The following is a 21,097-nucleotide window of genomic DNA, read 5'->3' on the forward strand; positions in this document are numbered from 1 at the left end:
CGAAGAGGCTAGCCCAGTCACTGCAAAATATGGCTCAAACCGCCCACTGCAAAATCAACCAGCTGTTAGCGCCGCTGATCACCACAAACAACCCCCACGCCAACACCCGGGTTGGCCAGCGGTTCACAAAGGGCCCCATCAGCTTTTTATCATTGGTCATGCGAATCAATGGATACAAGGCAAACGGCAATTGCAGACTCAACACCACCTGACTCAACACCAGCAACTTGCCGATCGCGTTATCGCCCATCAGCCACACGCCGACGAATGCCGGAATCAACGCCAGTCCGCGAGTAATCAAGCGCCGCTGCCAGCACGGGATCCGCAGGTTCAGATAACCCTCCATGATCACCTGGCCGGCGATGGTGCCGGTGAAGGTCGAACTCTGCCCCGATGCCAGCAGCGCGACGCCGAACAACACGCTGGCCAGCGCGCCGCCCACCAGCGGGTCTAGTAAGTGGTAGGCGTCCTGAATATCCACCACCTCGGTGTGCCCGGACTGGTGAAAAGCCGCCGCAGCGAGAATCAGGATCGCCGCATTGACCAGCAACGCCAGCGCCAGCGAACCGATGGTGTCGATGCGCGCCAGTTTCACCGCGTCCTGCTTGCTGGCGAGGTCCTTGCCGATCATCCGCGTCTGCACGATCGAGGTGTGCAGGTAGAGGTTATGCGGCATCACTGTCGCACCGAGAATACCGATGGCCAGGTACAACGGCGCCGCTTCGCCAATCGCCGCCAGCGACGGTTTGAAGCCTTGGGCGACGTCCGGCCAGTAGGGTTTGATCAGCAGCAGTTCAACGAAGAAACACACACCGATAGTCGCCACCAGCACCAACATGATCGCTTCCAGTCGGCGGAAGCCGCGATTTTGCAGGGCCAGCACCAGCAAGGTGTCGAACGCCGTCAGGGCAATGCCGAAGGTCAGCGAACAGCCGAGCAGCAAATGGAACGCCAGCGCACACCCAAGCACTTCGGCCAAATCGGTGGCGATAATCGAGATTTCCGCCAACACCCACTGCAAGCGCGCAGTCGGCGTGCTGTAGCGCTCGCGGGACAGTTGCGCCAGATCGCGCCCGGTGGCGATGCCCAACCGCGAACACAGGCATTGCACGACCATGCCCGCCAGACTCGCCAGCAACACCACAAACAACAGGCTGTAACCGAAGCGTGAACCGGCCTCGATGGCGGTGGCCCAGTTGCCCGGATCCATGTAACCGATAGACACCAGCAACCCGGGGCCGGCGAAACGCAGCACGCGTTTGAAGAACGAGGCATTGGGATCTACCGCGACACTGCCAGCCACTTCCGGCGGGCAAAACGGCGCGGTGGCGATTTTGGGCAAGCTGAATTTCACGCACACATCCAGAAACAAATCGGAAAGACGCAGCTTAGACGTTTCAGCCGAAGCCTAGAAGATCAAAAAATCTATCGACTCACACCCAACAACTGCTCACGCAACTCGGGATTGCGCGTACGCGGATCGAGCCAGATATCAAAAAACGCCCGGGCAAACAGCGGGTCATCGATCTCATGCTGTAATTGCTGGCCGACAAAAAACCGCGCGCCCTGCCCTGGCAGATAGACCCCAGTAATCCGCGTGCCAGCCTGCACATCGACGAACGATTGCTGCATCTGTACCTGCCAACCGGCCAATTGCGTCGGGCTGACGCTACTCCCTGACAGTCGTTTGATTTCATCGACGCTGGCCTTGACCAGGTCGTCGCGAGAAATCTTGCGACGGTAAATCAACTCCAGCGCAAACGGCTGGTCGTCGTCCAAGGGCCGCGCGGCGCTCCACAGGCGTGCGTTGTAGACATCGAACCCGAACACGCTGAAATCACCGGTGCCGATGATCTGCGCGCCGGGCACGGCGTCCTGCCAATTGGCCCAGGTCGGCGTCAGCAACAACGCCCACAAGCCGATGCCGCAGCATCCTCGCACCAGCTTCGGTGTTCTTCTCATCGCGGCATCGACTCCGGTAAACCCTGATACACACAGCATAGCCGGGTATCGCCCTCGATACTTTGTATACAAAAACTGCGCACATAGGCAGCAATCGCCGATCGACAATGCTACCGTGGCCTACCCTCAACGGACGGAGACACCTGCGTGCTGATCCTCAAACTGCTGCTGATTCCCGGTTTTCTGCTGCTGATTTCCCTGGCAGGCAAACGCTGGGGGCCGAGCGTAGCCGGGTGGCTGTCGGGATTGCCGGTGGTGGTCGGGCCGATTCTGTTTTTCCTCGCCATTGAGCAGGGTCCGGCGTTTGCCGCGCAATCAGCGGTGGCGGCGTTATCGGCGATGTTCGCGATGATTGCGTTCTGCATCACCTATGCGCAGGTCGCGCAACGGGCGAACTGGCCGTTGGCGCTGACGGCTTCGCTGTCGGTGTGGGCCGTCATCGCGGGGGTGTTGTCACTGATCCCGGCGTCGCTGCCGTTTTCCGTGGCGGTGGCGGCAATTGCGCTGCTGGCATCGCCGTATCTGTTTCCCACGGTGCAACCGGTGCTCAGCGGCCCGGCGCCGAAGTCGGACAAACTGATCTGGCGAATGATCGCCGGCGCCGCGTTGACACTGGTGGTGACGATGCTCGCCAGCACCGTCGGCGAGCGCTGGAGCGGTTTGCTCGCGGTGTTCCCGGTACTCGGCAGTGTGATGGCGGTGTTCTCGCAACAAACGCGCGGCCCGGCATTTACCGCCGCATTGTTACGGGCGACGGCGACCGGCATGTATTCGTTTTCGGCGTTTTGTCTGGTCTCGGCGCTGACCTTGCCAAGCATGGGGCTGAGTGGATTCGCCGTCGGTGTCGCGGTGTCGGTGGCCATGCTCGGCGTAACCAAACGCCTGTTGGCCCGTCCGTTGGCGAAAGCGCAGGCGCAGTAACCGCTCAGACGATTCGCGCTGGAACGCCCGCCCTCCTCCGTGGGATGATCGCCCGCCTCGCGCGACCATCCACCGGAGATTCACATGTCATTGTTGAGCAAAAAAGCCGTCGTCCTGCTGGTGGCGGCCCTCGCCGGTTTCGGCGCCCTCCACGCGCAAGCAGCGAAGGAAAAAGCCAGCGCCGAGAAAGTCACGATGCTCGATGGCAAGTTCACTTTTGTGCTGCCTAAAGGTTTCATCGCCGACCCGCTGCCGGCCAGCCCGAGCGGGACCAAGGGCACGATGTACACCAACGAGGCCACAAAAACCGTGGTCATTACCGCTGAAAACCAAATCCCCGAAGGCCAGCACGTCAAGGACAACGACGGCCAGTTCCTCGACAGCACCGTCTCGAGCTTCATCGACGACCAACGCAAGGCCCTGCCGGACTTCAACAAACTCAGCGAAAAAAGCCTGACCCAGAAAGGCACCGGCCTTGGCCTGCGTCAGGTCGACAGCACCGCGACCCAGGGCGGTGGCCAGACCCTCAACACCACGCTGATGGCCGGCTCCGGCACGAAGATGGCGTTGGTGCAGGTGATCTCCCGCGCCAGCGACAAGAAAGGTCACGATGCTTTGGTGAAAACCATCCTCAAGGATTGAGCTGCTGCAGCCAGCCACTCAAGTCGCGCAGCTCGGCCGCACTGATACTGTGGCCGACGCCGGGATAGGCATGGAACTGCGGCTTGTAACCGAGTTTCTGTAGTTGCGTGTTGGCCTCGGTGCCGTTTTTATACGGCACCGGATCATCGGCGGTGCCGTGGCCGATAAAGATACTCAGCGGCAACGGCTGCTGCTCGCCTTTGAGTTCAGCTTTCAACACTGGCAATAAACGCCCGCTCAACGCAGCGATCCCGCCGACAGCGACTGGCGGCCGCAGCCCCACTTCGTAGGTCATCATCGCGCCCTGGCTGAAACCGATCAGGTACACCTTGCTCGGGGTGGTGTGATATTTCTGCGCCGCTTGCGCGACAAAATCGCGCAGTTTCTGGCCACTGACCTTCAGATCATCGGTCTCGCCGTTGTAGGCACCTTCGCCTTTCTTGCGAAACCACTGGAAACGTCCTTCGCCCAACGACAACGGCGCCTGCACCGACAGGTAGTTGTATTGCGCCGGGAGCTGGAATTTCATGCCGATCAGATCGGCTTCGTTACTACCGTAGCCGTGAAGAAAAATCACCAACGGACGCGCCTCGGCGTCGGCGTGCACCTGTTCGATGTACTTGAGTGGCAGATCGGATTGCAGCGTGGTTTGCGCCTGCACGGCGCTGGACGCCAGTAGGGTCAAGAGAGCAAAGACCTTCAACATAGAGCCTTCCTTCACGGAGTGTCGGGTTCGGGGGGGAGCCTAACATCCTGCGGCGTGGATCCAAATTCGGTGGTGCTGTCGATGCCGCCATCGCTGGCAAGCCAGCTCCCACAGGATTTGTGTGAACACAATGTTTGTGAACACCTTCAATCACTGGGGGAGTGTCGGGTTCGGGGGGAGCCTAACATCCTGCGGCGTGGATCCAAATTCGGTGGTGCTGCTGATGCCGCCATCGCTGGCAAGCCAGCTCCCACAGGATTTGTGTGAACACAATGTTTGTGAACACCTTCAATCACTGTGGGAGCTGGCTTGCCAGCGATGAGGCCAGTACCCCCAATGAAGGTTTATATATTGGGTTTGCTGATGGCCCCTTCGCGAGCAGGCTCGCTCCCACAGGGGAATGCATGTCCAGGGTGGGAGCGAGCCTGCTCGCGAAAGGGCCCGCGAATCCGACGAAGATCTGTCAGTCGTTGGTCAATTTCCCCGTCCGAAACGCCACCCGCCCCGCCACTTTCGCCTGCCAGATCCCCGGCTCGGTATAGCGCCCGCGATCCAGCGCAAACAACACGCCACTGGTGCCGGCACGAACAGTGGTGACGCGATCCTGCAACGGATCGACCACCTCGAACAACGCATCGCCCTGCTCCACCCACTCGCCAGCATTGCGCAGGAAACTCACCACACCATGGTGCGGCGCGAACAGGTATTCGGTGCCCTCGAACGGCAGGCCTTCGCAGCACTCGCTCGGTGCCGCCGGCCACTCGCCGCTGATAAAACCCTGCTCGGCGAGGAAACCGAGAATCGCCTCACAATTGGCTTGAGCCTGATCGACCCGGGTATCGCCCATGCTGCCCAGTTCCAGCGTGGTCGCCAGATTCGCCGCCGGAATCGCGGCATTCGGGAATGCCCGCGCCAGACGCAGCCACGGCGTCGAGCAGGATTCATCGAACGAGCTGCCACCGGAATCTTCACACAGCAGCGCCACGCCGGCCTTCAAGCGCGCCGCCAGCGATTGCCACTGTGGCCAGTGCTGCGGCAGCGCGTACAAGTGAATCGCCGCGTCGAAATCGCAATGCAGATCGAGGGTGATGTCGGCATCGCAGGCATGGCGCAGCAACAGGCGATGCAAGGCTTCCAGTTGCGAGGCCGGTACCGGCAGTTCATCGAATACCTGGCCCATGGTTTGGCGGATCAGTGCAACGTTGGCCTCGGCATCAGTGCCCAGACGCTCACCGATCAACGTCCCGACCGGTGCGCTGAGTTCGACGAAGGCGCGGTTGAAATTCTTACCGCTGCCCAGTTCGAAGCGGCCCATGTGCGCGCCTTGCACATGTTGATCGAGGCCGATCGGGTTGGCCACTGGCACCAATTCGATCACGCCCTGCAAACGGCCTTGCTGCTCGAGTTGGTTGAGGCGTTGCTTGAGTTCCCACGCAGTGCGCATGCCCGGCAGTTCATCGGCGTGCAGGCTGGCCTGGATGTACACCTTGCGTGGGCCGGCGCCATAGCGGAACACACTTAGCGAACGTTCGCTGCCCAAGTGGCTCCAGGGCAGAACATGGTCGATGCGTTGCATGGGTAACTCCTCAATATCTGGATCACAAAGATCCCCTGTAGGAGTGAGCCTGCTCGCGATAGCGGTGGGTCAGCCAACACATTCATTGAATGACACACCGCTATCGCGAGCAGGCTCACTCCTACAAGGGTCTCATCACAATTAGAGCGCAAAAAAAGTGGCCACCGCGCAAACGGGGCCACTTTTTTCTACGGCGTATTAATGGCCGTACACATCAAAGTCGAAGTACTTGTCCTGGACTTTCTTGTACTCGCCATTGGCGCGGATTTCGGTGATGGCTTTGTTGAATTGCTCGGCCAGCGCGGTATCGCCCTTGCGCACTGCAATGCCGGCGCCGCCACCGAAGTACTTGGCGTCTTCGTAGGTTGGGCCAACGAATTCAAAACCTTTACCCGCGTCGGTTTTCAGGAAACCGTCGCTCAGGTTGACCGAGTCAGCCAGCATCGCGTCGATACGTCCGGAAACCATGTCGAGGTTGGCTTCCTGTTGCGAGCCGTAACGCACCAGGTCGATCCCGGCTGGCACCAGCACTTCGGTGGCGTAACGGTCGTGGGTGCTGGCACGTAGCACGCCGACTTTCTTGCCCTTGAGCTCGGTCAGCGGGTCTTTGACACCGGAGCCTGCCTTCATCACGAAGCGCGCCGGGGTGTGGTAGTACTTGATGGTGAAATCGACGTTTTTCTTGCGGTCGTCGGTGATGGTCATCGACGACAGAATCGCGTCGATCTTCTTCACTTTCAGCGCCGGGATCAGGCCATCGAATTCCTGCTCGACCCAGGTGCATTTGACTTTCATCTGCGCGCACAGCGCATCGCCGATATCGACGTCGAAACCGGCGAGTTTGCCGTCAGGGGTTTTCATCGAGAATGGTGGGTAACCGGCTTCGATACCGATGCGGATCGGCTTGGTGTCTTCGGCCACAGCGGTCAGGGACAACATCGACAGTGCCAGGGCACCGAACATCACTAGCTTCTTCATTTATAACTCCTGTGTGCGGAGGCTTTTATTGGCAGCTTTCGATTCAGCGTTCGGTCATGGCCAATTGGCTACAAAAACCGAAGTGGCCGGCAGTCTATGGCGGCGCGCACAGGGTAAATTGTGTTTAAGCGACAAATACTTATGAAAGATCGGCGCACCGATTGACCGGGGTCAACGGGTGCGCCGTCGTGGTGCAAAGGCTGTAGGACAAGAGCACTTCCAGCGCAGAAAAACGCTGACTTCCCTGTAGGAGCTGCCGCAGGCTCGGGCCGCGTTCGGACGATCTTTTGATCTGGCTTTTTAAACATCAAGATCAAAAGATCGTCCGAACGCGGCCCGAGCCTGCGGCAGCTCCTACAAGGGGATCAGCATTCGCAGCCGATGGCGGTTTTGACAACTGGCTCAACGCTCAGTTGAAAGCCTTCATCCAGCCATCCGGTAACCCCGCCGATCATCTCCTTGACCGGATACCCCAGCGCTGCCAGTTTTACCGCTGCCTTGTTCGCGCCATTGCAGTGCGGGCCGGCGCAATAGACCACGAACAGCGTGGTTTTCGGGTAGCTGGCCAGTTCCGCGGCCGTCAGCAAACGGTTCGGAATATTGATCGCACCCGGCACGTGCCCGCGCTCAAAGGCCAGCGGCCCACGGACATCGACCAGGACAAAATCAATCTCGCCAGCCTCTTGGCTACTGAACACGTCGGAACAATCGGTTTCGAAAGTCAGACGATTACTGAAGTGCATCAGGGCGATCGCCGACGGCGCCGCAGGGATGTCGCGAACCAGACTGACCATGGGTGTTGCTCCTTTATCTGAACGGGTGTGAACAGACTTTATCGAGCGGCCGCTTGCGGCTACAGTGGCGCACAAGACACTCACCGGGAATTTTCCGCCAAATGCCGACATCACCAGGTTTGGTCGCAATTCTGGCCTACGACGGCCTCTGCACATTCGAGTTCGGCATCGCCGTGGAGGTCTTCGGCCTGACCCGGCCGGAGTTCGATTTCCCGTGGTACACCCACGCCATTGCGGCGGTCGATCAAGGCCCGATGCGCGCCTTGGGCGGCATTCAGGTGCTGGCCGATGGCGGCCTGGAATTGTTGGCCGAAGCGCGCACCATCATCATTCCCGGCTGGCGCGACCGCAACGTGGCGGTGCCTCCAGCATTGATCGACGCGTTGCGTCAGGCCCATGCCCGGGGCGCGCGCTTGCTGTCGATCTGCTCCGGTGTATTTGTGCTGGCGGCCACCGGCCTGCTCGATGGCCACGGCGCCACCACCCATTGGCGTTACACGGCGGAACTGGCGCAGCGCTTCCCGGCGATTGCTGTCGATGCCGATGTGCTTTACGTCGATTCCGGTCAGTTGATCACCTCGGCCGGCAGCGCTGCCGGGATCGATGCCTGCCTGCATCTGGTGGCGCGGGACTTCGGCACGCAAGTCGCCAACTCGGTGGCGCGGCGCCTGGTGATGTCGCCGCAACGCACCGGCGGTCAGGCGCAGTTCATTCCGACACCGGTCAGCCCGACGCCGCGCAATGATCTGTCGCGCGTCATGCAGTGGGCGCGCGAGCGTTTGCATGAACCGCTGGAAGTGCGTGATCTGGCCAGTGAAGCGGCGATGAGTGAGCGCACGTTTCTGCGGCGGTTTACCGAGGCCAGCGGGCAGTCGCCGAAGGCGTGGTTGCAGCACGAGCGGTTGGCGCGGGCGCGGGAGTTGCTGGAAAGCACGCCGGACAATACAGAGCAGATTGCCGAGCGTTGTGGTTATCGGTCGGTGGAGAGTTTTCGGGTGGCGTTTCGCGGGGTGGTGGGTGTGCCGCCGTCGGTGTATCGGGAGCGGTTTGGGCGGGGTGTGAGGGTTGAATCCTGAGGTGATTTTGAAGGCGCCTTCACGAGCAGGCTCGCTCCCACAGTTTGGAATGCGTTCCCCCTGTGGGAGCGAGCCTGCTCGCGAAGGCGCGCAGTCAAACGCAGCATCATTTAGACATCAGCCACAAGGCTACAGCGCCTTGCGCCTTTGCCTACAACTACGCCAGAATCCGCCGGCTTGTGCGGCTTGGGGGCTGCCGGTAACTTGGTTCGCGTCACTGAATGTTCAGTGATCGGGTTTAGTCGCTCGGTTTCATCTCTAGCTTGCAAGCAGTTATTCAGTCTGGCATTTCCATGCCTGCACTCAATGGCGGCTATGCGTAGGGCGCTTTCGAGCGCGCCGGTTTAGCTAGGAGTCCGGTCGACTAACCTGCGTATAGCTGCCACCCAATGTTTAGTCGCAAACGGTGTCAGCCTCATTGAGGTTTCCTAGCATATGTTCAAAATCACGCCAAATCCGCCCGAAACAGACGCGGAAATCGATCCAAATCCAACGTCCCCCTACTCCACACCAGGTTCCAGAAAACTCCACGAAGCCGCCGAACGCGCCCTCGACCACTACTTGAAACCCACACCGCCTTCACCACCACGCAAACCCAGCACCATGTTCCTCGTCGACCCGAACACCGGCGCCGAAGACCTCATGGCCCATGCCTGCGAATCCATGGCCTCGGCCAGCATCATGCTCAGCGACTTCGCCGCCCTGCTCGACTCGCCCTACCGCAACACCGTGCTCGGCATCCAGCAAGTGGTCATGCTCGGCGAACTCGCGGTCAACCGCGCCCTCGACAAAATCGACCCCGCCCTGAGGCAATAAACATGTCCAACAAAACCGATGCACAAGTCGTCGCAGCACTGGTGGCCATGGGCTTCAACGAACGGGACGGACGCTGGGCACAAAACGCCTGCCTGGTGCTCTTCGAAAGCGAACGCGAATCCATCGTCGCCTCCGCCGTCACCGCCCTTCCCCAACTCGATGAACTGGAAATCGACGCCGTCCTGCCCGCACTGCGCCGCGTAACCCGCCGGTTCCCCTCACTGCAAAAAACCGTGGCCGACACACTGGCCGAAATGGCACACGCAGCCTGATTGACCGTGTAATCGTTCTTCGCGAGCAGGCTCGTTCCCACACTAGATCGGTGGTGCACTCAAATCCCATGAGCATCCGCGATTAACTGTAGGAGTGAGCCTGCTCGCGATGGCTTTCTTTCTGCTAACAAATATCTGAAAACCAGACCATAGGAAGGCCCGAGCGAGTTGGCGTACCTGCCGATGTACCAATCCTGATTTTTTACACTTGTAACAACTGTCGCAATTTCAGACCCGTCCTACATCCATCAAACGTCCATTCATTTAGCGTCCGCATCGTTTTCTGACGAAAGAACAAGGACGCTCATGGCGCGAAAGACAGACAGACCTCGGGTTCAAAATCCACCGGCCGGTGACGGACACCACATCACTAGCCGCTATATGACCGACAGCGAGTTGGCAGAGCGGGAAGCTAGACAAACCGCCTATGACAACATGCTTGCCAGACAGCAAGCTTACGAAAATAGCCAAATCAAACAGCCACAACAGCCTATGCCCGATGCAAAAGGTTGCGTGTTCGCTAAAAGCTGCCAACTTCCGGATGGTGTAATCAACCATGTCAGTAGTACCGGATTTATTCCGGTCGAGAAGTTGGCTGATTTTGGAGAGTTGTCTTTGTTGGGCGGCCGCGAACGAGACACTGCTGGCAACATCCCTCTGAAAAAAGTAGGAGGCCGTAATTTTCCCGCTGAGGCAGGAACGCTTCTGTTAGCTACGACTACCACTGCAAGCCCAGGCGCAAGTGCGGTGAGTGGTGCAAGCGCAGTGACGGGAGGTGTTGTCGCTGGTGCATTGCTCGGCATGGTTGCTCTGCTTTGGCCTTCGAGTTTGGGCGACAGCTCGCTATACACAGAAGAACAACTTAAATCGCTTGAGAAAGGTCGCACTCGTGTCCGATTGCGTTTAGAACAACAGGCCGACGGCACCTTGAAAGGATATGGGTACAACACCCAGACGCGCAGCGATTGGGAGATGATTCCTGTCGTACGGTTCGTGAAGCAAGGCACCCATCAAGTCGCAGATTTCGGTAATGGCGCAAAATTGATCTGGACACCCGCCGTAGACCCCACCAAGACAACGGTAATTCCACCGTTGGAAAGCACACCACGAATACCCCAAATTTGGATTTACCCGCCGACTGAGCAAGCAGACAAGATCATCGTTAATCCGGTTTACCCGCCTGAGTACCGAGATTTCATCCTTGTTTTTCCTCCAAACTCGGGAATTAAACCCCTTTACATTGTTTTGGCGCTTGAGTTCGATGCAGCCAGTTACCACGGCAAAACAGATACATCCATAAAAAGTAAAGGACCAACCAATGGTCAGGAAGCGCTAGAAAACTCGGTTCAGGTCAAACCTACATCACCACGTAGAATCGGAGTTGATCCAGAAACAAATGAGCTAGTCGTCTTCGATCGCACAGGTGGAGATGTTTATCACGGCCACGTAAGGCCATGGGATAAACTTCACCAAGATATGAAAAATGCGCTGATCAAGGCTAAAAAAGTAGACAACAAAGGCAGAATCCTGGGAGATACAAAGTGAGCCTCATCTATCAAGATCCATCCATAAGCCATGACGAGGCCATAAGACTCCTTTCCAGTGACAAGGATGCAAACGTAATCGCCGCACTCGTATCCATTGGCCTGAATGAAACCGATAGAAAATGGGCTCAGGACATCTGCCTGAAACACCTCACCAGCACAGCCGAAGCAATTGTGGCCGCTGCGGCTACTGCGCTCGGGCACATCGCTCGCCGACATGGCGAGGTGGATACTGAAACAGTTTTTGCGGCACTTGAGTCCGCTAGGCAAACACATCCTTCACTGCAAGGGATCATTGAAGACACGCTTGACGATATAGACGTATTCACCTGATCCACCCTGACGGCATTTGGATGAAGTAACGGACTTCATCCAAATCAACGCCCCCCACCTCAATCCTCCCGCGTCAACACTTCCAACAACTCAATCTCAAACACCAGATTCGAATTCGGCGGTATCTTGCCCATCGTCCGTTCGCCGTACCCCAAATGCGCCGGCACCAGCAATTTGCGCTTGCCCCCCACCTGCATCCCCATCAAGCCCTGATCCCAACCCTTGATCACCCGCCCGGTGCCAATCACGCACTGGAAAGGTTTGCCACGGCTGTAGGAAGAATCGAACTCGCTGCCGTCTTCCAGCCATCCGGTGTATTGGGTGGTGATCAGCGCACCTTTGACGGCGGCTTTGCCTTCGCCGGCCTGAAGATCGATTACCTGCAGTTCATCATTCATAACATTCACTCTATTGTTCAGCCGGCCGCCGTTTTCCCAGAAATGCCGGGGATTGGCAACCTGCCAGCGCAGATCAACATGGTATCCGAACCGAGTAATGAAGCATTAACATAGCCAACCGCCACTACCCCACGGATCGACTCGCCATGCTGGCAGCGCCCGAATGACTCTGTTCTGGATCAGCCTTGCCGTGGCCGCGATTTTGCTCGCCGTCATCGCCGTGTTGCTTTGGCGCGAACGCGGTTTGCGCAGGCAGCTCGCGCACTACCGGGATCTGCTGAGACGGGCCGCCGATGGCCAACACATTCAGCAGGACGGCGACGTCGAGCGTTTCAAACGCAGCCAGTACTTTGCGCGCATCGGCACATGGGACTGGGAAGTCGACACGGATCGACTGTACTGGTCGGATGCGATTTACGGCATGTTCGGCTTCAAGATCGGCGAGATCACCCCGTCCTATGCGCTGTTCTGCTCCTGCGTCCATCCGGACGACCGCACCAAGGTGCGCGAAGGTGAACTGCGTTGCCTGGAAACCGGCGAGAACCACGATGAGGAGTACCGCGTGGTGTGGCCCGACGGCACGATTCGCTGGCTGCGGGAAACCGGCAACGTGGTGCGCAACGACCACGACGCGGTGGTGAAAATGATGGGTGTGGTGCGCGACATCACCGAAGAAAAAGCCTCGGCCAGCTACCTGCAACACCTCGCTCACTTCGATCCGCTGACCGGCCTGCCCAATCGCCTGGTGCTGGAACAACGCTTGTCCGAAGCGCTGGATCAAGCTCGCCAGACCGAGACTCGTGTCGCACTGGTGTTCGTCGACCTCAACGGTTTCAAAACCATCAACGACCGCTACGGCCATGCCGCCGGCGACCGGGTGCTGATCACCATGGCCACGCGGCTGAAACGCATCCTGCGCGCCACCGACACCGTCGCGCGCATTGGCGGCGATGAGTTCGTGGTGATCCTGCAAGGCCTGGCGCCGAGCCTGAGTTTGCAGGACGAAGCGCGCAGCATCTGCCAGAAAATCTTCATCGAACTGTCGCCCCCGATCAGCATCGGCAACGACCAGCGCCACATCGGCACCAGCCTTGGCGTGGCGGTGTTTCCGGACCATGCGACGGCTATGGACCGCTTGCTGCACATTGCCGATCTGGCGATGTATGAGGCCAAGCGCAGTGGCAATAATCAGTATCGGTTGGGGGGTGGGCAGGTGTTCAGTCACGTATAAATTCAGATGCCAGTCACACCAAACACCATTGTGTTACTCGCGAAAAAGCCTCGAGCGTTGCGCGCGCCGTCTACCGAAGGCAGGTTATCTATACTTTTTGAAACCTGTAGCGATCACCTATATAAAATTCCAGCTTCGAATACGGGAACATATTTCAATCATATTGCTCTCAATCTCGGGACGAAACTTCAAATTACTACGACTAAATGACCTCACATACTCTTTTGCCTTTTCAAACTTATTAGTGTACTCAGTAGCTTGCGTGGCTTCATGCCGTGTCAAAAATTCCAGTATTGACTCATACATTCCGATATCCCCAACCCCCTCTAGCGCATTCACTGACTTAAACGACTCCGCAGGAATGCAATTTTCAATTTCTCTGCACTCTGTGACCCACGAATACCCGCCTGACTCTTCTAGAGCACCCATAGCCTTTATTACTCTAGCCTTAAGAGGATCATTTTTGCTGCGCCTATCGCCATCACAAATGAGCACCGCATTTTTGTTAATCCTCAAGACATTTAAAGCCTCGCTGCCCTCATGCTCGGGAACAGACATATCGAAATGTTTCAAGAGACTTCCGCCAAAGTAAGCAAACTGAAAATGCACTCCTTCCTGAATCTCTCCCTTACCAAATATTTCGATAAATTTATTAATAAAAATACGATCCGATGGCCCTTCCACCCAGAGCAAACCATTCGCCTGTAATAGATCGCTGGCTTTATTTCCGAGATCAGACAACACACGATATCCGTGAGAACTATCGCTAACAACGAACCCAACCACTTCGTCATTTACTTTTTGAATATGATTTATTTGCGCGTTATTCGATTCACTGTACGTATCAATGGCCACACTGGAGTGAGTCGTTATAAATATATGGCAATCATTACTTACCGCAAAACTTTCAAGGTACTTAAATAGTCTGCGCTGCAGACTAGGATGCAGATTATTCTCTAGTTCTTCAAAAGAAAATATATACTCGGAAACCAGGGCATCTTCAAACACTGGTCGAACCAACAGATTCAGCAACACCAAAATAATCGTTTTCAGCCCGCTTCCAGACTGAGACAGCGGATAAAGCTTGGCCCCTTCCTCAGAAAGATAAATTTCCCAGACGTCTCTAGCCTTGTGATATTTGGTTGTCATTTCAATAAAGCGAGTGTCTGGACTGAACACCTCATTCAACGCACTTAAAAATATCTTTGTAATTAGTTCCCTATCCCGTTCTGAATGATGGGAAAGTGCATGAACTATTTGCGTCGCACCTACACCATTGCCCGTGAAAACAATATTTTTCTTATCAACTTCCGGTGCAATATCGCGATCCGCATGTAATCTCACATGTTTTTTATTGAGAATACCCTGAGGCGCGACCCTAGCACTACCAGTCTCATCGCGAAAAAATCTAGATGAATAGCGCTCAACCAGCGCATACTCCTCAAACTCCGAAACCTCACAACTTACGCCGAGAAAATCAATCGAATCTTCAGATTCACTATAAGTAACAACTGCTCCCTTGAGATGTTCATGACCCACAAGCTCTGACTCGGGTTCACCTAGGTCGATGGTCTCATCAAAATCAATTTTCGCAATTATATCGTCAGTCAGCGTTTGGAAAAGCTCAAGCTCCGGAAAATCACTTCCACCCCAAGTATCTAAAGCACACAAAGTGTCCAATATATCTATAAAACTTGACTTGCCAACATTATTTCTACCGATTAACAAATTAATGTTTTCGATACGATGAAGGCTTACTCCGCGAGACTTGAAACACTTGTAATTTTTGACGGAAAAACCGAAATTGATAGTCATGACAGTCCATGTAATCGCGACAAATAGTCATTTTGCCACTACCCCATACACCGATGTCAATTCAATGTAGTAGATTGATGAACATTAGCCTCGCGTTGAAGACGATCGCTTTCGCGATACGGTGGTCACTTTTTCAATCTGTCCTGGCCTCCCTTCATCTAAATGCCCCAAGGGGTTTACCCGAACGGCGCTCGATTGCAATCAACCGTCCATGGCTGATTATTGCCGGAGGTTTAACGCTCGACCGGTTGCATCTCGACAATTGTCCCGTTGGTGATCATCACCATCACGTACTTGTCGTTGATCTGCACCCATTGGGCCTGCTCGATCGGTGCTTTCAGACCTTTGGCTTTCCAGTTTTGCAGGGCCTTGTCCTTACGCTGATACATTTCAGGCGCACGGTCGTTGACCTTCAACTCCCGGTCGCTGACCGGGGATTGCACGGCTTGTTCATTTGAGGTTTGCGCCGCTTGAACAAGTGGGCTGATCCCGGCAATGCCGGCGATGAGGGCCAGGCTGGCGATTAGGGTTTTGCTGTTCATCGGTGAACCTCCTGAATTGTGTAGTACCTCAACTCCGACTGCGTGGGGCGGGAATCATTCCTTTTTTACCGGGGGTGGGCGCTAGAGGAAATCAAGAGCCCCTCACCCTAGCCCTCTCCCGGAGGGAGAGGGGACTGACCGAGGTGTTTGGCAGAAGTGTGCCGACGTGCGATACCGAGTCGAATGCAAGTTTCAAAACCAACCGAAATCGGCTCCCTCTCCCTCGGGAGAGGGCTGGGGTGGCGAAACCATAAACAGCCGTTACAGCAGCAATGGATTTGTACCCAAAAAACCCCATTGATCCACTTTGCACATCAATCCATGCCAATAATGCAATTAACATCCGGTTACACCTGCGCCACCATCCACCTCAATAAAAACCGTGCGCCGCCCTCCCGTCGCGCACGTCATAAAAGCGGTGGAGTACTTTTCTATGACAGCCTCAATCCCTCACAACGGCTCGCGGGCCGGTGCCATTTTCCGGGTGACCTCGGGCAACTTCCTCGAACAATTCGACTTCTTCCTCTTCGGCTTCTACGCCACGCAGATCGCGGCGGTGTTCTTTCCGGCGAGCAGTGAGTTCGCCTCCCTGATGATGACCTTTGCGGTGTTCGGCGCAGGCTTCTTGATGCGTCCGCTCGGCGCCATCGTGCTCGGTGCGTACATCGATGACGTAGGTCGGCGCAAAGGGTTGATCGTCACGCTGTCGATCATGGCCAGCGGCACGATCCTGATAGTGCTGGTGCCCGGTTACGAAAGCATCGGCCTGTTTGCGCCGGCACTGGTGTTGATCGGGCGCTTGCTGCAGGGTTTCTCGGCTGGGGCGGAATTGGGCGGTGTGTCGGTGTATCTCGCCGAGATCGCCACGCCGGGCCGCAAAGGTTTCTTCACCGCTTGGCAGTCGGCCAGTCAGCAAGTGGCGATCATCGTCGCCGCCGCTTTGGGCTACGCCTTGAACGCATGGATGGCGCCGGATGTGGTGGCCGATTGGGGCTGGCGGATTCCGTTTTTCGTCGGCTGCATGATCGTCCCGTTCATCTTTTTCCTGCGCCGTAACCTGGCGGAAACCGAAGAGTTCGCCGCACGCAAACACCGCCCAAGCATGGGCGAAGTGTTCCGCACCCTCGGCCAGAACTGGGGCGTGGTACTCGGCGGCATGTTGATGGTCGCGCTGACCACTACCGCGTTTTACCTGATCACCGTGTACGCGCCGACCTTCGGTAAAACCGTGCTGCACCTGAGCACGTCCGACGCGCTGTTGGTGACGCTGCTGGTCGGTGTGTCGAACTTCTTCTGGTTGCCGATTGGCGGCCTGTTGTCCGACCGTATCGGCCGTCGCCCGGTGCTGATTGCCATGTCGCTGCTGGCCCTGGCCACGACTTATCCGGCGCTGTCGTACCTGGTGCAGGCGCCGAGCTTCAGCCACATGCTGCTGTCGCTCTTGTGGCTGTCGTTTATCTACGGCTTGTACAACGGCGCAATGATTCCGGCGCTCACCGAGATCATGCCGGTGGAAGTGCGGGTTGCCGGTTTCTCCCTCGCGTATAGCCTGGCCACGGCAATTTTCGGCGGTTTCACCCCGGCGATGTCGACCTTCCTGATTCAGTACACCGGCGACAAAGCCGCGCCGGGTTACTGGATGAGCATCGGTGCGCTATGTGCCTTGTGCGCCACTCTTTATCTGTACCGCCGTGCCGGTGGTCGTCTGCAACCTGTCGCGGCCTGAGGAAAACACGCCATGAAAAAACTGTTTACTGTCACCGCCCTGCTCGCCGGTCTCGCGTTCAACCTCGCGGCCCAGGCCGAAGAATTGAGCGTGATGACCTCCGGCGGCTTCACCGCCGCCTACAAAATCCTCGGCCCGAAATTCGCCGCCGCCTCCGGCAACACACTGACCACCAGCCTCGGTCCGTCGATGGGCAAAGCACCCGAGGCGATCCCCAATCGCCTCGCGCGCGGTGAACACGCCGACGTGGTGATCATGGTCGGCTATGCCCTCGATGACTTGATCAAACAAGGCAAGGTCGACCCGGCTTCGCGCGTGGAACTGGCCGATTCGCGGATCGGCCTGGTGGTGCGCGAAGGCGCGCCGAAACCGGACATCAGCAGTGTCGACGGCCTGAAGAAAACCCTGCTCGACGCACAATCGGTGGCCTACTCAGACAGCGCCAGCGGCGTCTACATCGAGCAGCAGTTGTTCAAGAAACTGGGCATCGAAGATCAGCTGAAGCCGAAGGCCAAGATGATTGCGAAAATCCCGGTCGGCTCGGTGGTTGCCACTGGCGACTACCAATTGGGCTTCCAGCAGGTCAGCGAATTGCTGCCGGTGCCGGGCGTGAGTTTCGTCGCGAAGATTCCGGAATCGGTGCAGTCGGTGACGCGTTTTGCCGCTGGGATTCCGGTCGGCGCACAGCATCCGCAAGAAGCCAAAGCGCTGCTCGCTTACCTCGCCGCGCCGGCCGCGCAAGCAGACGTGCAGGCCACCGGACTGGATTCGGTCAAGCGCTGACAATCGGCGGCTGGACCTTCATTTCCACCACCAGCCGCTCCAGTTCCAATGCCGCCGGGGTCAACGTGCGCCCCCGGCGCTTGATGATGCCGACACTGCGCATCACTTGCGGATCGGTCAGCGGCACCCGCGTCAGGATCGGATGATCCGGCCCAGGCATCGCCATGAGCGGCACCGCCGCCACCCCCAACCCCGCCTCCACCAGACCGATCATCGTTGTCACATGCCGGGTTTCGCAGACGCTCGAACGCTGCGGCACCACCGTGCTCAACGCCTGGTCGAGCAGAAAGCGGTTGCCGGAGGTCTTGTCGAGCGAGATGTAATCCTGCTGATAGAACTCATCCCACGTCACGCTACTGCGCCCGGCCAACGGATGATCGCGGCGACAAGCGACGACGTAGCACTCCTGCACAAGCGGTTCGAACTCGACTTTGGCATCCTGCGTGCCGAGAAAACTCAAGCCGAAATCCGCCTCGCCATTGACCACCGCACTCAAGACATCGTGCGCACTGGAGTCGAGCACTTTGACTTTGATCCGTGGAAATTGCTGGTGATAGCGCGCGATCACGCGGGGCATGAAGTAGTACGCCGCCGAAGGCACACAAGCAACGGTGACATGGCCCAAACGGGTCGATGCGACTTCGCTGATGCCCAATAACGCAACGTCGAGATCATCGAGCAAACGCTCGACACTGGGCATGAATCCGCGCCCGGCCTGGGTCAGGCTGACCTTGCGTGTGGTGCGTTCGAAGAGTTTTACGCCGAGGGCGTCTTCAAGCTTTTCGATGCGCCGGCTCAACGCCGGTTGCGAGAGGCGCACGGTGTCGGCGGCCTTGCGGAAACTGCCCTGCTCGACCACGGCGCGAAAAGCTTGCAGGTCGTTGAGGTCGAAGTTGATGGCCATGGCGGGACTCGGGAGATTGATTCGCTTAGGTTATAAATGTAACCAATTGATGCAACTTATTACAGGCCACATGAAGATTCCCTGTAGGAGCTGCCGCAGGCTGCGATCTTTTGACCTTGATTCTTCGAAGGCAAAAGCAAGATCAAAAGATCGCAGCCTCGTTGCACTCGACAGCTCCTACAGGGGATCTTCGGTGGATGAAAAGTCGCTGTAGCCCTTATCCTTGTCACCCCCGCCGTACCGTTGTCAGGAGTAACCCCCCATGCCCCATGAAGGCAATCTGTTGCAAGCCGCTGTCGTCTTTCTGTTCGCGGCCGTGCTCACCGTGCCTTTGGCCAAACGTCTGCAACTGGGCGCCGTGCTCGGTTATCTGTTTGCCGGGGTGATCATCGGTCCTTCAGTGCTGGGCCTGATCGGCAACCCGCAAAGCGTCGCGCATATTTCCGAACTGGGCGTGGTGTTGCTGTTGTTCATCATCGGCCTTGAGCTGTCGCCGCGACGTTTGTGGGTGATGCGCAAATCGGTGTTCGGCGTTGGTCTGGCGCAGGTGTTGCTGACGGCTTCGGTGATCGGCGTGCTGGCGCTGTCGGTGTTTGGCCAACCGCTGAACAGTGCGATCGTGCTCGGCCTCGGTCTGGCCCTTTCCTCGACGGCATTCGGTCTGCAAAGTCTGGCCGAGCGCAAGGAACTGACCAGCCCCCATGGGCGGTTGGCGTTTGCGATTCTGTTGTTTCAGGACATCGCCGCGATCCCGTTGATCGCACTGGTGCCGATGCTGGCGGGTGGTGCTCACGACACCAGTAACGCGGAAAGCCTGAACCATGCGTTGCAGGTGCTCGGCGGTATCGCCGTGGTCGTGGTTGGTGGGCGTTATCTGTTGCGGCCGGTATTTCGCGTGGTGGCGAAAACCGGTCTGCCGGAAGTGTCGACGGCCACGGCGTTGCTGGTGGTGATCGGCACGGCGTGGTTGATGGATCTGGTCGGTGTGTCGATGGCGCTGGGCGCGTTTCTTGCCGGTTTGCTGTTGGCGGATTCGGAATATCGCCATGAACTGGAAGCGCAGATCGAGCCGTTCAAAGGTTTGCTGCTCGGGCTGTTTTTCATCAGCGTCGGCATGGGTGCCAACCTCAGCTTGCTGCTGAGTGCGCCGATCACTGTGCTGGGGCTGACGCTGCTGTTGATCGGGCTGAAATTGCCGCTGCTGTTCGTCGTCGGGCGTCTGGCTGGTGGCTTGAACAAGGTCAGCGCGATTCGCCTCGGTATCGTCTTGGCGGCCGGTGGTGAATTCGCTTTTGTGGTGTTCAAGATCGGTCGCGACCAGGGCCTGTTCGAACCGCGTTTGTATGACTTGCTGGTGTTGACCATCACCCTGTCGATGGCGGTGACGCCGTTGTTGCTGCTGATCTGCGCGCGGCTGGTCAGCCCAAAAGTGCAGCCGGTGGAAGTGCCGGAAAAATACCGTGAGATCGACACCGACACGCCGCGTGTAGTGATCGCTGGCATGGGCCGGATGGGCCAGATCGTCGCGCGGATTCTGCGTGCGCAGAACATCAAATTCGTCGCGCTGGACACCTCGGTGGAAACCATTGAACTGTCGCGCAGTTTTGGCGGTGTGCCGGTGTTCTACGGCGACCCGATGCGCCCGGAAATCCTCAATGCGGCCAAGGTCGGTGAGGCGGAATATTTCGTGATTGCCACGGATGATCCGGAGACCAATATCAAGACCGCCGAGGTGGTGCGCAAGCTGTATCCGCACATGAAGATCATCGCCCGGGCGCGTAACCGTCAGCACGTGCACCGTTTGGTCGATGTTGGCGCGGAGGCGATTCGTGAGACGTATTACTCAAGTCTGGAGATGAGTCGGCGCACGTTGGTCGGGCTCGGTCTCACCCAGGCTCAGGCCGATGCGCGGATCAAGCGTTTCAAGCACCACGACGAACAGGTGCTGGAGGCGCAGCACGCGATCTACGACGACGCGGCGAAAGTCCTGCAAACCGCCCAGGAAGCCCGGGCGGAACTGGCGCGGTTGTTCGAATCGGACCAGCTAGAAGAAAAATCCCGCAACACCTGAGCCACAC

Annotated in this window: 21 protein-coding genes; 11 read left to right on the forward strand and 10 right to left on the reverse strand. The window is 57.6% G+C overall.

Annotated features, from left to right (window positions below):
* Positions 1–34: 34 nt before the first annotated feature.
* Both J0G10_RS18670 and J0G10_RS18675 read right to left on the reverse strand, forming a co-directional pair.
* On the reverse strand, positions 35–1,354 hold the full coding sequence (locus J0G10_RS18670; RefSeq protein ID WP_220556445.1) for an Nramp family divalent metal transporter: 1,320 nt from the start codon (positions 1,352–1,354) through the stop codon (positions 35–37).
* Positions 1,355–1,425: 71 nt separating this feature from the next.
* Positions 1,426–1,962, reverse strand: a complete 537-nt coding sequence (locus J0G10_RS18675; protein ID WP_095048000.1) for a chalcone isomerase family protein — start codon at positions 1,960–1,962, stop codon at positions 1,426–1,428.
* 147 nt (positions 1,963–2,109) lie between these two features.
* On the opposite strand from J0G10_RS18675, the gene J0G10_RS18680 reads away from it, so the two are divergent.
* Positions 2,110–2,883 carry a hypothetical protein gene (locus J0G10_RS18680; RefSeq protein ID WP_220556446.1) on the forward strand — a complete coding sequence of 258 codons (774 nt, stop codon included), beginning with the start codon at positions 2,110–2,112 and terminating at the stop codon, positions 2,881–2,883.
* An 84-nt stretch (positions 2,884–2,967) separates the two neighbouring features.
* Positions 2,968–3,525 (forward strand): DcrB/PsbP domain-containing protein, encoded by a 558-nt coding sequence (locus J0G10_RS18685; protein WP_220556447.1) that lies wholly within the window; start codon positions 2,968–2,970, stop codon positions 3,523–3,525.
* Here J0G10_RS18685 and J0G10_RS18690 read toward each other — a convergent pair.
* The 4 genes from J0G10_RS18690 to J0G10_RS18705 form a co-directional block, all read right to left on the reverse strand.
* The gene (locus J0G10_RS18690) at positions 3,515–4,231 is read right to left on the reverse strand and encodes an alpha/beta hydrolase (RefSeq protein ID WP_095048003.1); all 717 of its coding nucleotides are present in this window, start codon (positions 4,229–4,231) and stop codon (positions 3,515–3,517) included. The two genes, J0G10_RS18685 and J0G10_RS18690, sit on opposite strands and share 11 nt — an antisense overlap.
* 463 nt (positions 4,232–4,694) lie before the next feature.
* Entirely contained in the window at positions 4,695–5,807 is a 1,113-nt protein-coding gene (locus J0G10_RS18695; protein WP_220556448.1) for a M14 family metallopeptidase, read from the reverse strand.
* Positions 5,808–6,005: 198 nt separating this feature from the next.
* Complete coding sequence (locus J0G10_RS18700; RefSeq protein WP_220556449.1) at positions 6,006–6,785, reverse strand: ABC transporter substrate-binding protein; 780 nt, start codon at positions 6,783–6,785, stop codon at positions 6,006–6,008.
* A 365-nt stretch (positions 6,786–7,150) separates the two neighbouring features.
* A complete protein-coding gene (locus J0G10_RS18705; protein WP_220556450.1) occupies positions 7,151–7,579 on the reverse strand; it encodes a rhodanese-like domain-containing protein in 429 nt (142 codons plus the stop codon).
* 101 nt (positions 7,580–7,680) lie between these two features.
* On the opposite strand from J0G10_RS18705, the gene ftrA reads away from it, so the two are divergent.
* The 5 genes from ftrA (at position 7,681) to J0G10_RS18730 (ending at position 11,620) form a co-directional block, all read left to right on the forward strand.
* Positions 7,681–8,655, forward strand: a complete 975-nt coding sequence (gene ftrA, locus J0G10_RS18710; protein ID WP_220556451.1) for a transcriptional regulator FtrA — start codon at positions 7,681–7,683, stop codon at positions 8,653–8,655.
* Positions 8,656–9,090: 435 nt separating this feature from the next.
* Positions 9,091–9,471 (forward strand): DUF6124 family protein, encoded by a 381-nt coding sequence (locus J0G10_RS18715; protein ID WP_095124534.1) that lies wholly within the window; start codon positions 9,091–9,093, stop codon positions 9,469–9,471.
* A 2-nt stretch (positions 9,472–9,473) separates the two neighbouring features.
* Complete coding sequence (locus tag J0G10_RS18720) at positions 9,474–9,743, forward strand: hypothetical protein (RefSeq protein ID WP_095048008.1); 270 nt, start codon at positions 9,474–9,476, stop codon at positions 9,741–9,743.
* A 306-nt stretch (positions 9,744–10,049) separates the two neighbouring features.
* A complete protein-coding gene (locus tag J0G10_RS18725; protein WP_220556452.1) occupies positions 10,050–11,288 on the forward strand; it encodes an S-type pyocin domain-containing protein in 1,239 nt (412 codons plus the stop codon).
* Entirely contained in the window at positions 11,285–11,620 is a 336-nt protein-coding gene (locus tag J0G10_RS18730) for a hypothetical protein (protein WP_220556453.1), read from the forward strand. The genes J0G10_RS18725 and J0G10_RS18730 overlap by 4 nt, the downstream gene beginning before the upstream one ends.
* Before the next feature lie 59 nt (positions 11,621–11,679).
* Here the strand turns inward: J0G10_RS18730 and J0G10_RS18735 are convergent, their stop codons facing one another.
* Positions 11,680–12,018, reverse strand: coding sequence for an FKBP-type peptidyl-prolyl cis-trans isomerase (locus J0G10_RS18735; protein WP_095048010.1), 339 nt, complete (start codon positions 12,016–12,018; stop codon positions 11,680–11,682).
* A 163-nt stretch (positions 12,019–12,181) separates the two neighbouring features.
* Between J0G10_RS18735 and J0G10_RS18740 the strand changes: the two genes are divergently transcribed.
* Positions 12,182–13,249, forward strand: coding sequence for a sensor domain-containing diguanylate cyclase (locus J0G10_RS18740; protein ID WP_220556454.1), 1,068 nt, complete (start codon positions 12,182–12,184; stop codon positions 13,247–13,249).
* Between the two features lie 117 nt (positions 13,250–13,366).
* Here the strand turns inward: J0G10_RS18740 and J0G10_RS18745 are convergent, their stop codons facing one another.
* Complete coding sequence (locus tag J0G10_RS18745; protein WP_220556455.1) at positions 13,367–15,064, reverse strand: ATP-dependent nuclease; 1,698 nt, start codon at positions 15,062–15,064, stop codon at positions 13,367–13,369.
* Positions 15,065–15,297: 233 nt separating this feature from the next.
* Complete coding sequence (locus J0G10_RS18750; RefSeq protein WP_220556456.1) at positions 15,298–15,606, reverse strand: RcnB family protein; 309 nt, start codon at positions 15,604–15,606, stop codon at positions 15,298–15,300.
* A 433-nt stretch (positions 15,607–16,039) separates the two neighbouring features.
* Here J0G10_RS18750 and tcuC point away from each other — a divergent pair, with 433 nt between their 5' ends.
* Together tcuC and J0G10_RS18760 are read left to right on the forward strand one after the other, a co-directional pair.
* The gene (tcuC, locus tag J0G10_RS18755; protein ID WP_095048013.1) at positions 16,040–17,332 is read left to right on the forward strand and encodes an MFS transporter; all 1,293 of its coding nucleotides are present in this window, start codon (positions 16,040–16,042) and stop codon (positions 17,330–17,332) included.
* 12 nt (positions 17,333–17,344) lie between these two features.
* On the forward strand, positions 17,345–18,115 hold the full coding sequence (locus J0G10_RS18760; RefSeq protein ID WP_095048014.1) for a substrate-binding domain-containing protein: 771 nt from the start codon (positions 17,345–17,347) through the stop codon (positions 18,113–18,115).
* Here the strand turns inward: J0G10_RS18760 and J0G10_RS18765 are convergent.
* Positions 18,105–19,019, reverse strand: coding sequence for a LysR family transcriptional regulator (locus tag J0G10_RS18765; RefSeq protein WP_220556457.1), 915 nt, complete (start codon positions 19,017–19,019; stop codon positions 18,105–18,107). The two genes, J0G10_RS18760 and J0G10_RS18765, sit on opposite strands and share 11 nt — an antisense overlap.
* A 262-nt stretch (positions 19,020–19,281) precedes the next feature.
* Here J0G10_RS18765 and J0G10_RS18770 point away from each other — a divergent pair, with 262 nt between their 5' ends.
* Positions 19,282–21,090 (forward strand): monovalent cation:proton antiporter-2 (CPA2) family protein, encoded by a 1,809-nt coding sequence (locus tag J0G10_RS18770; RefSeq protein WP_220556458.1) that lies wholly within the window; start codon positions 19,282–19,284, stop codon positions 21,088–21,090.
* Positions 21,091–21,097 lie beyond the last annotated feature (7 nt).

Source organism: Pseudomonas germanica (assembly GCF_019614655.1).
GTDB classification, from domain to species: domain Bacteria; phylum Pseudomonadota; class Gammaproteobacteria; order Pseudomonadales; family Pseudomonadaceae; genus Aquipseudomonas; species Aquipseudomonas neuropathica.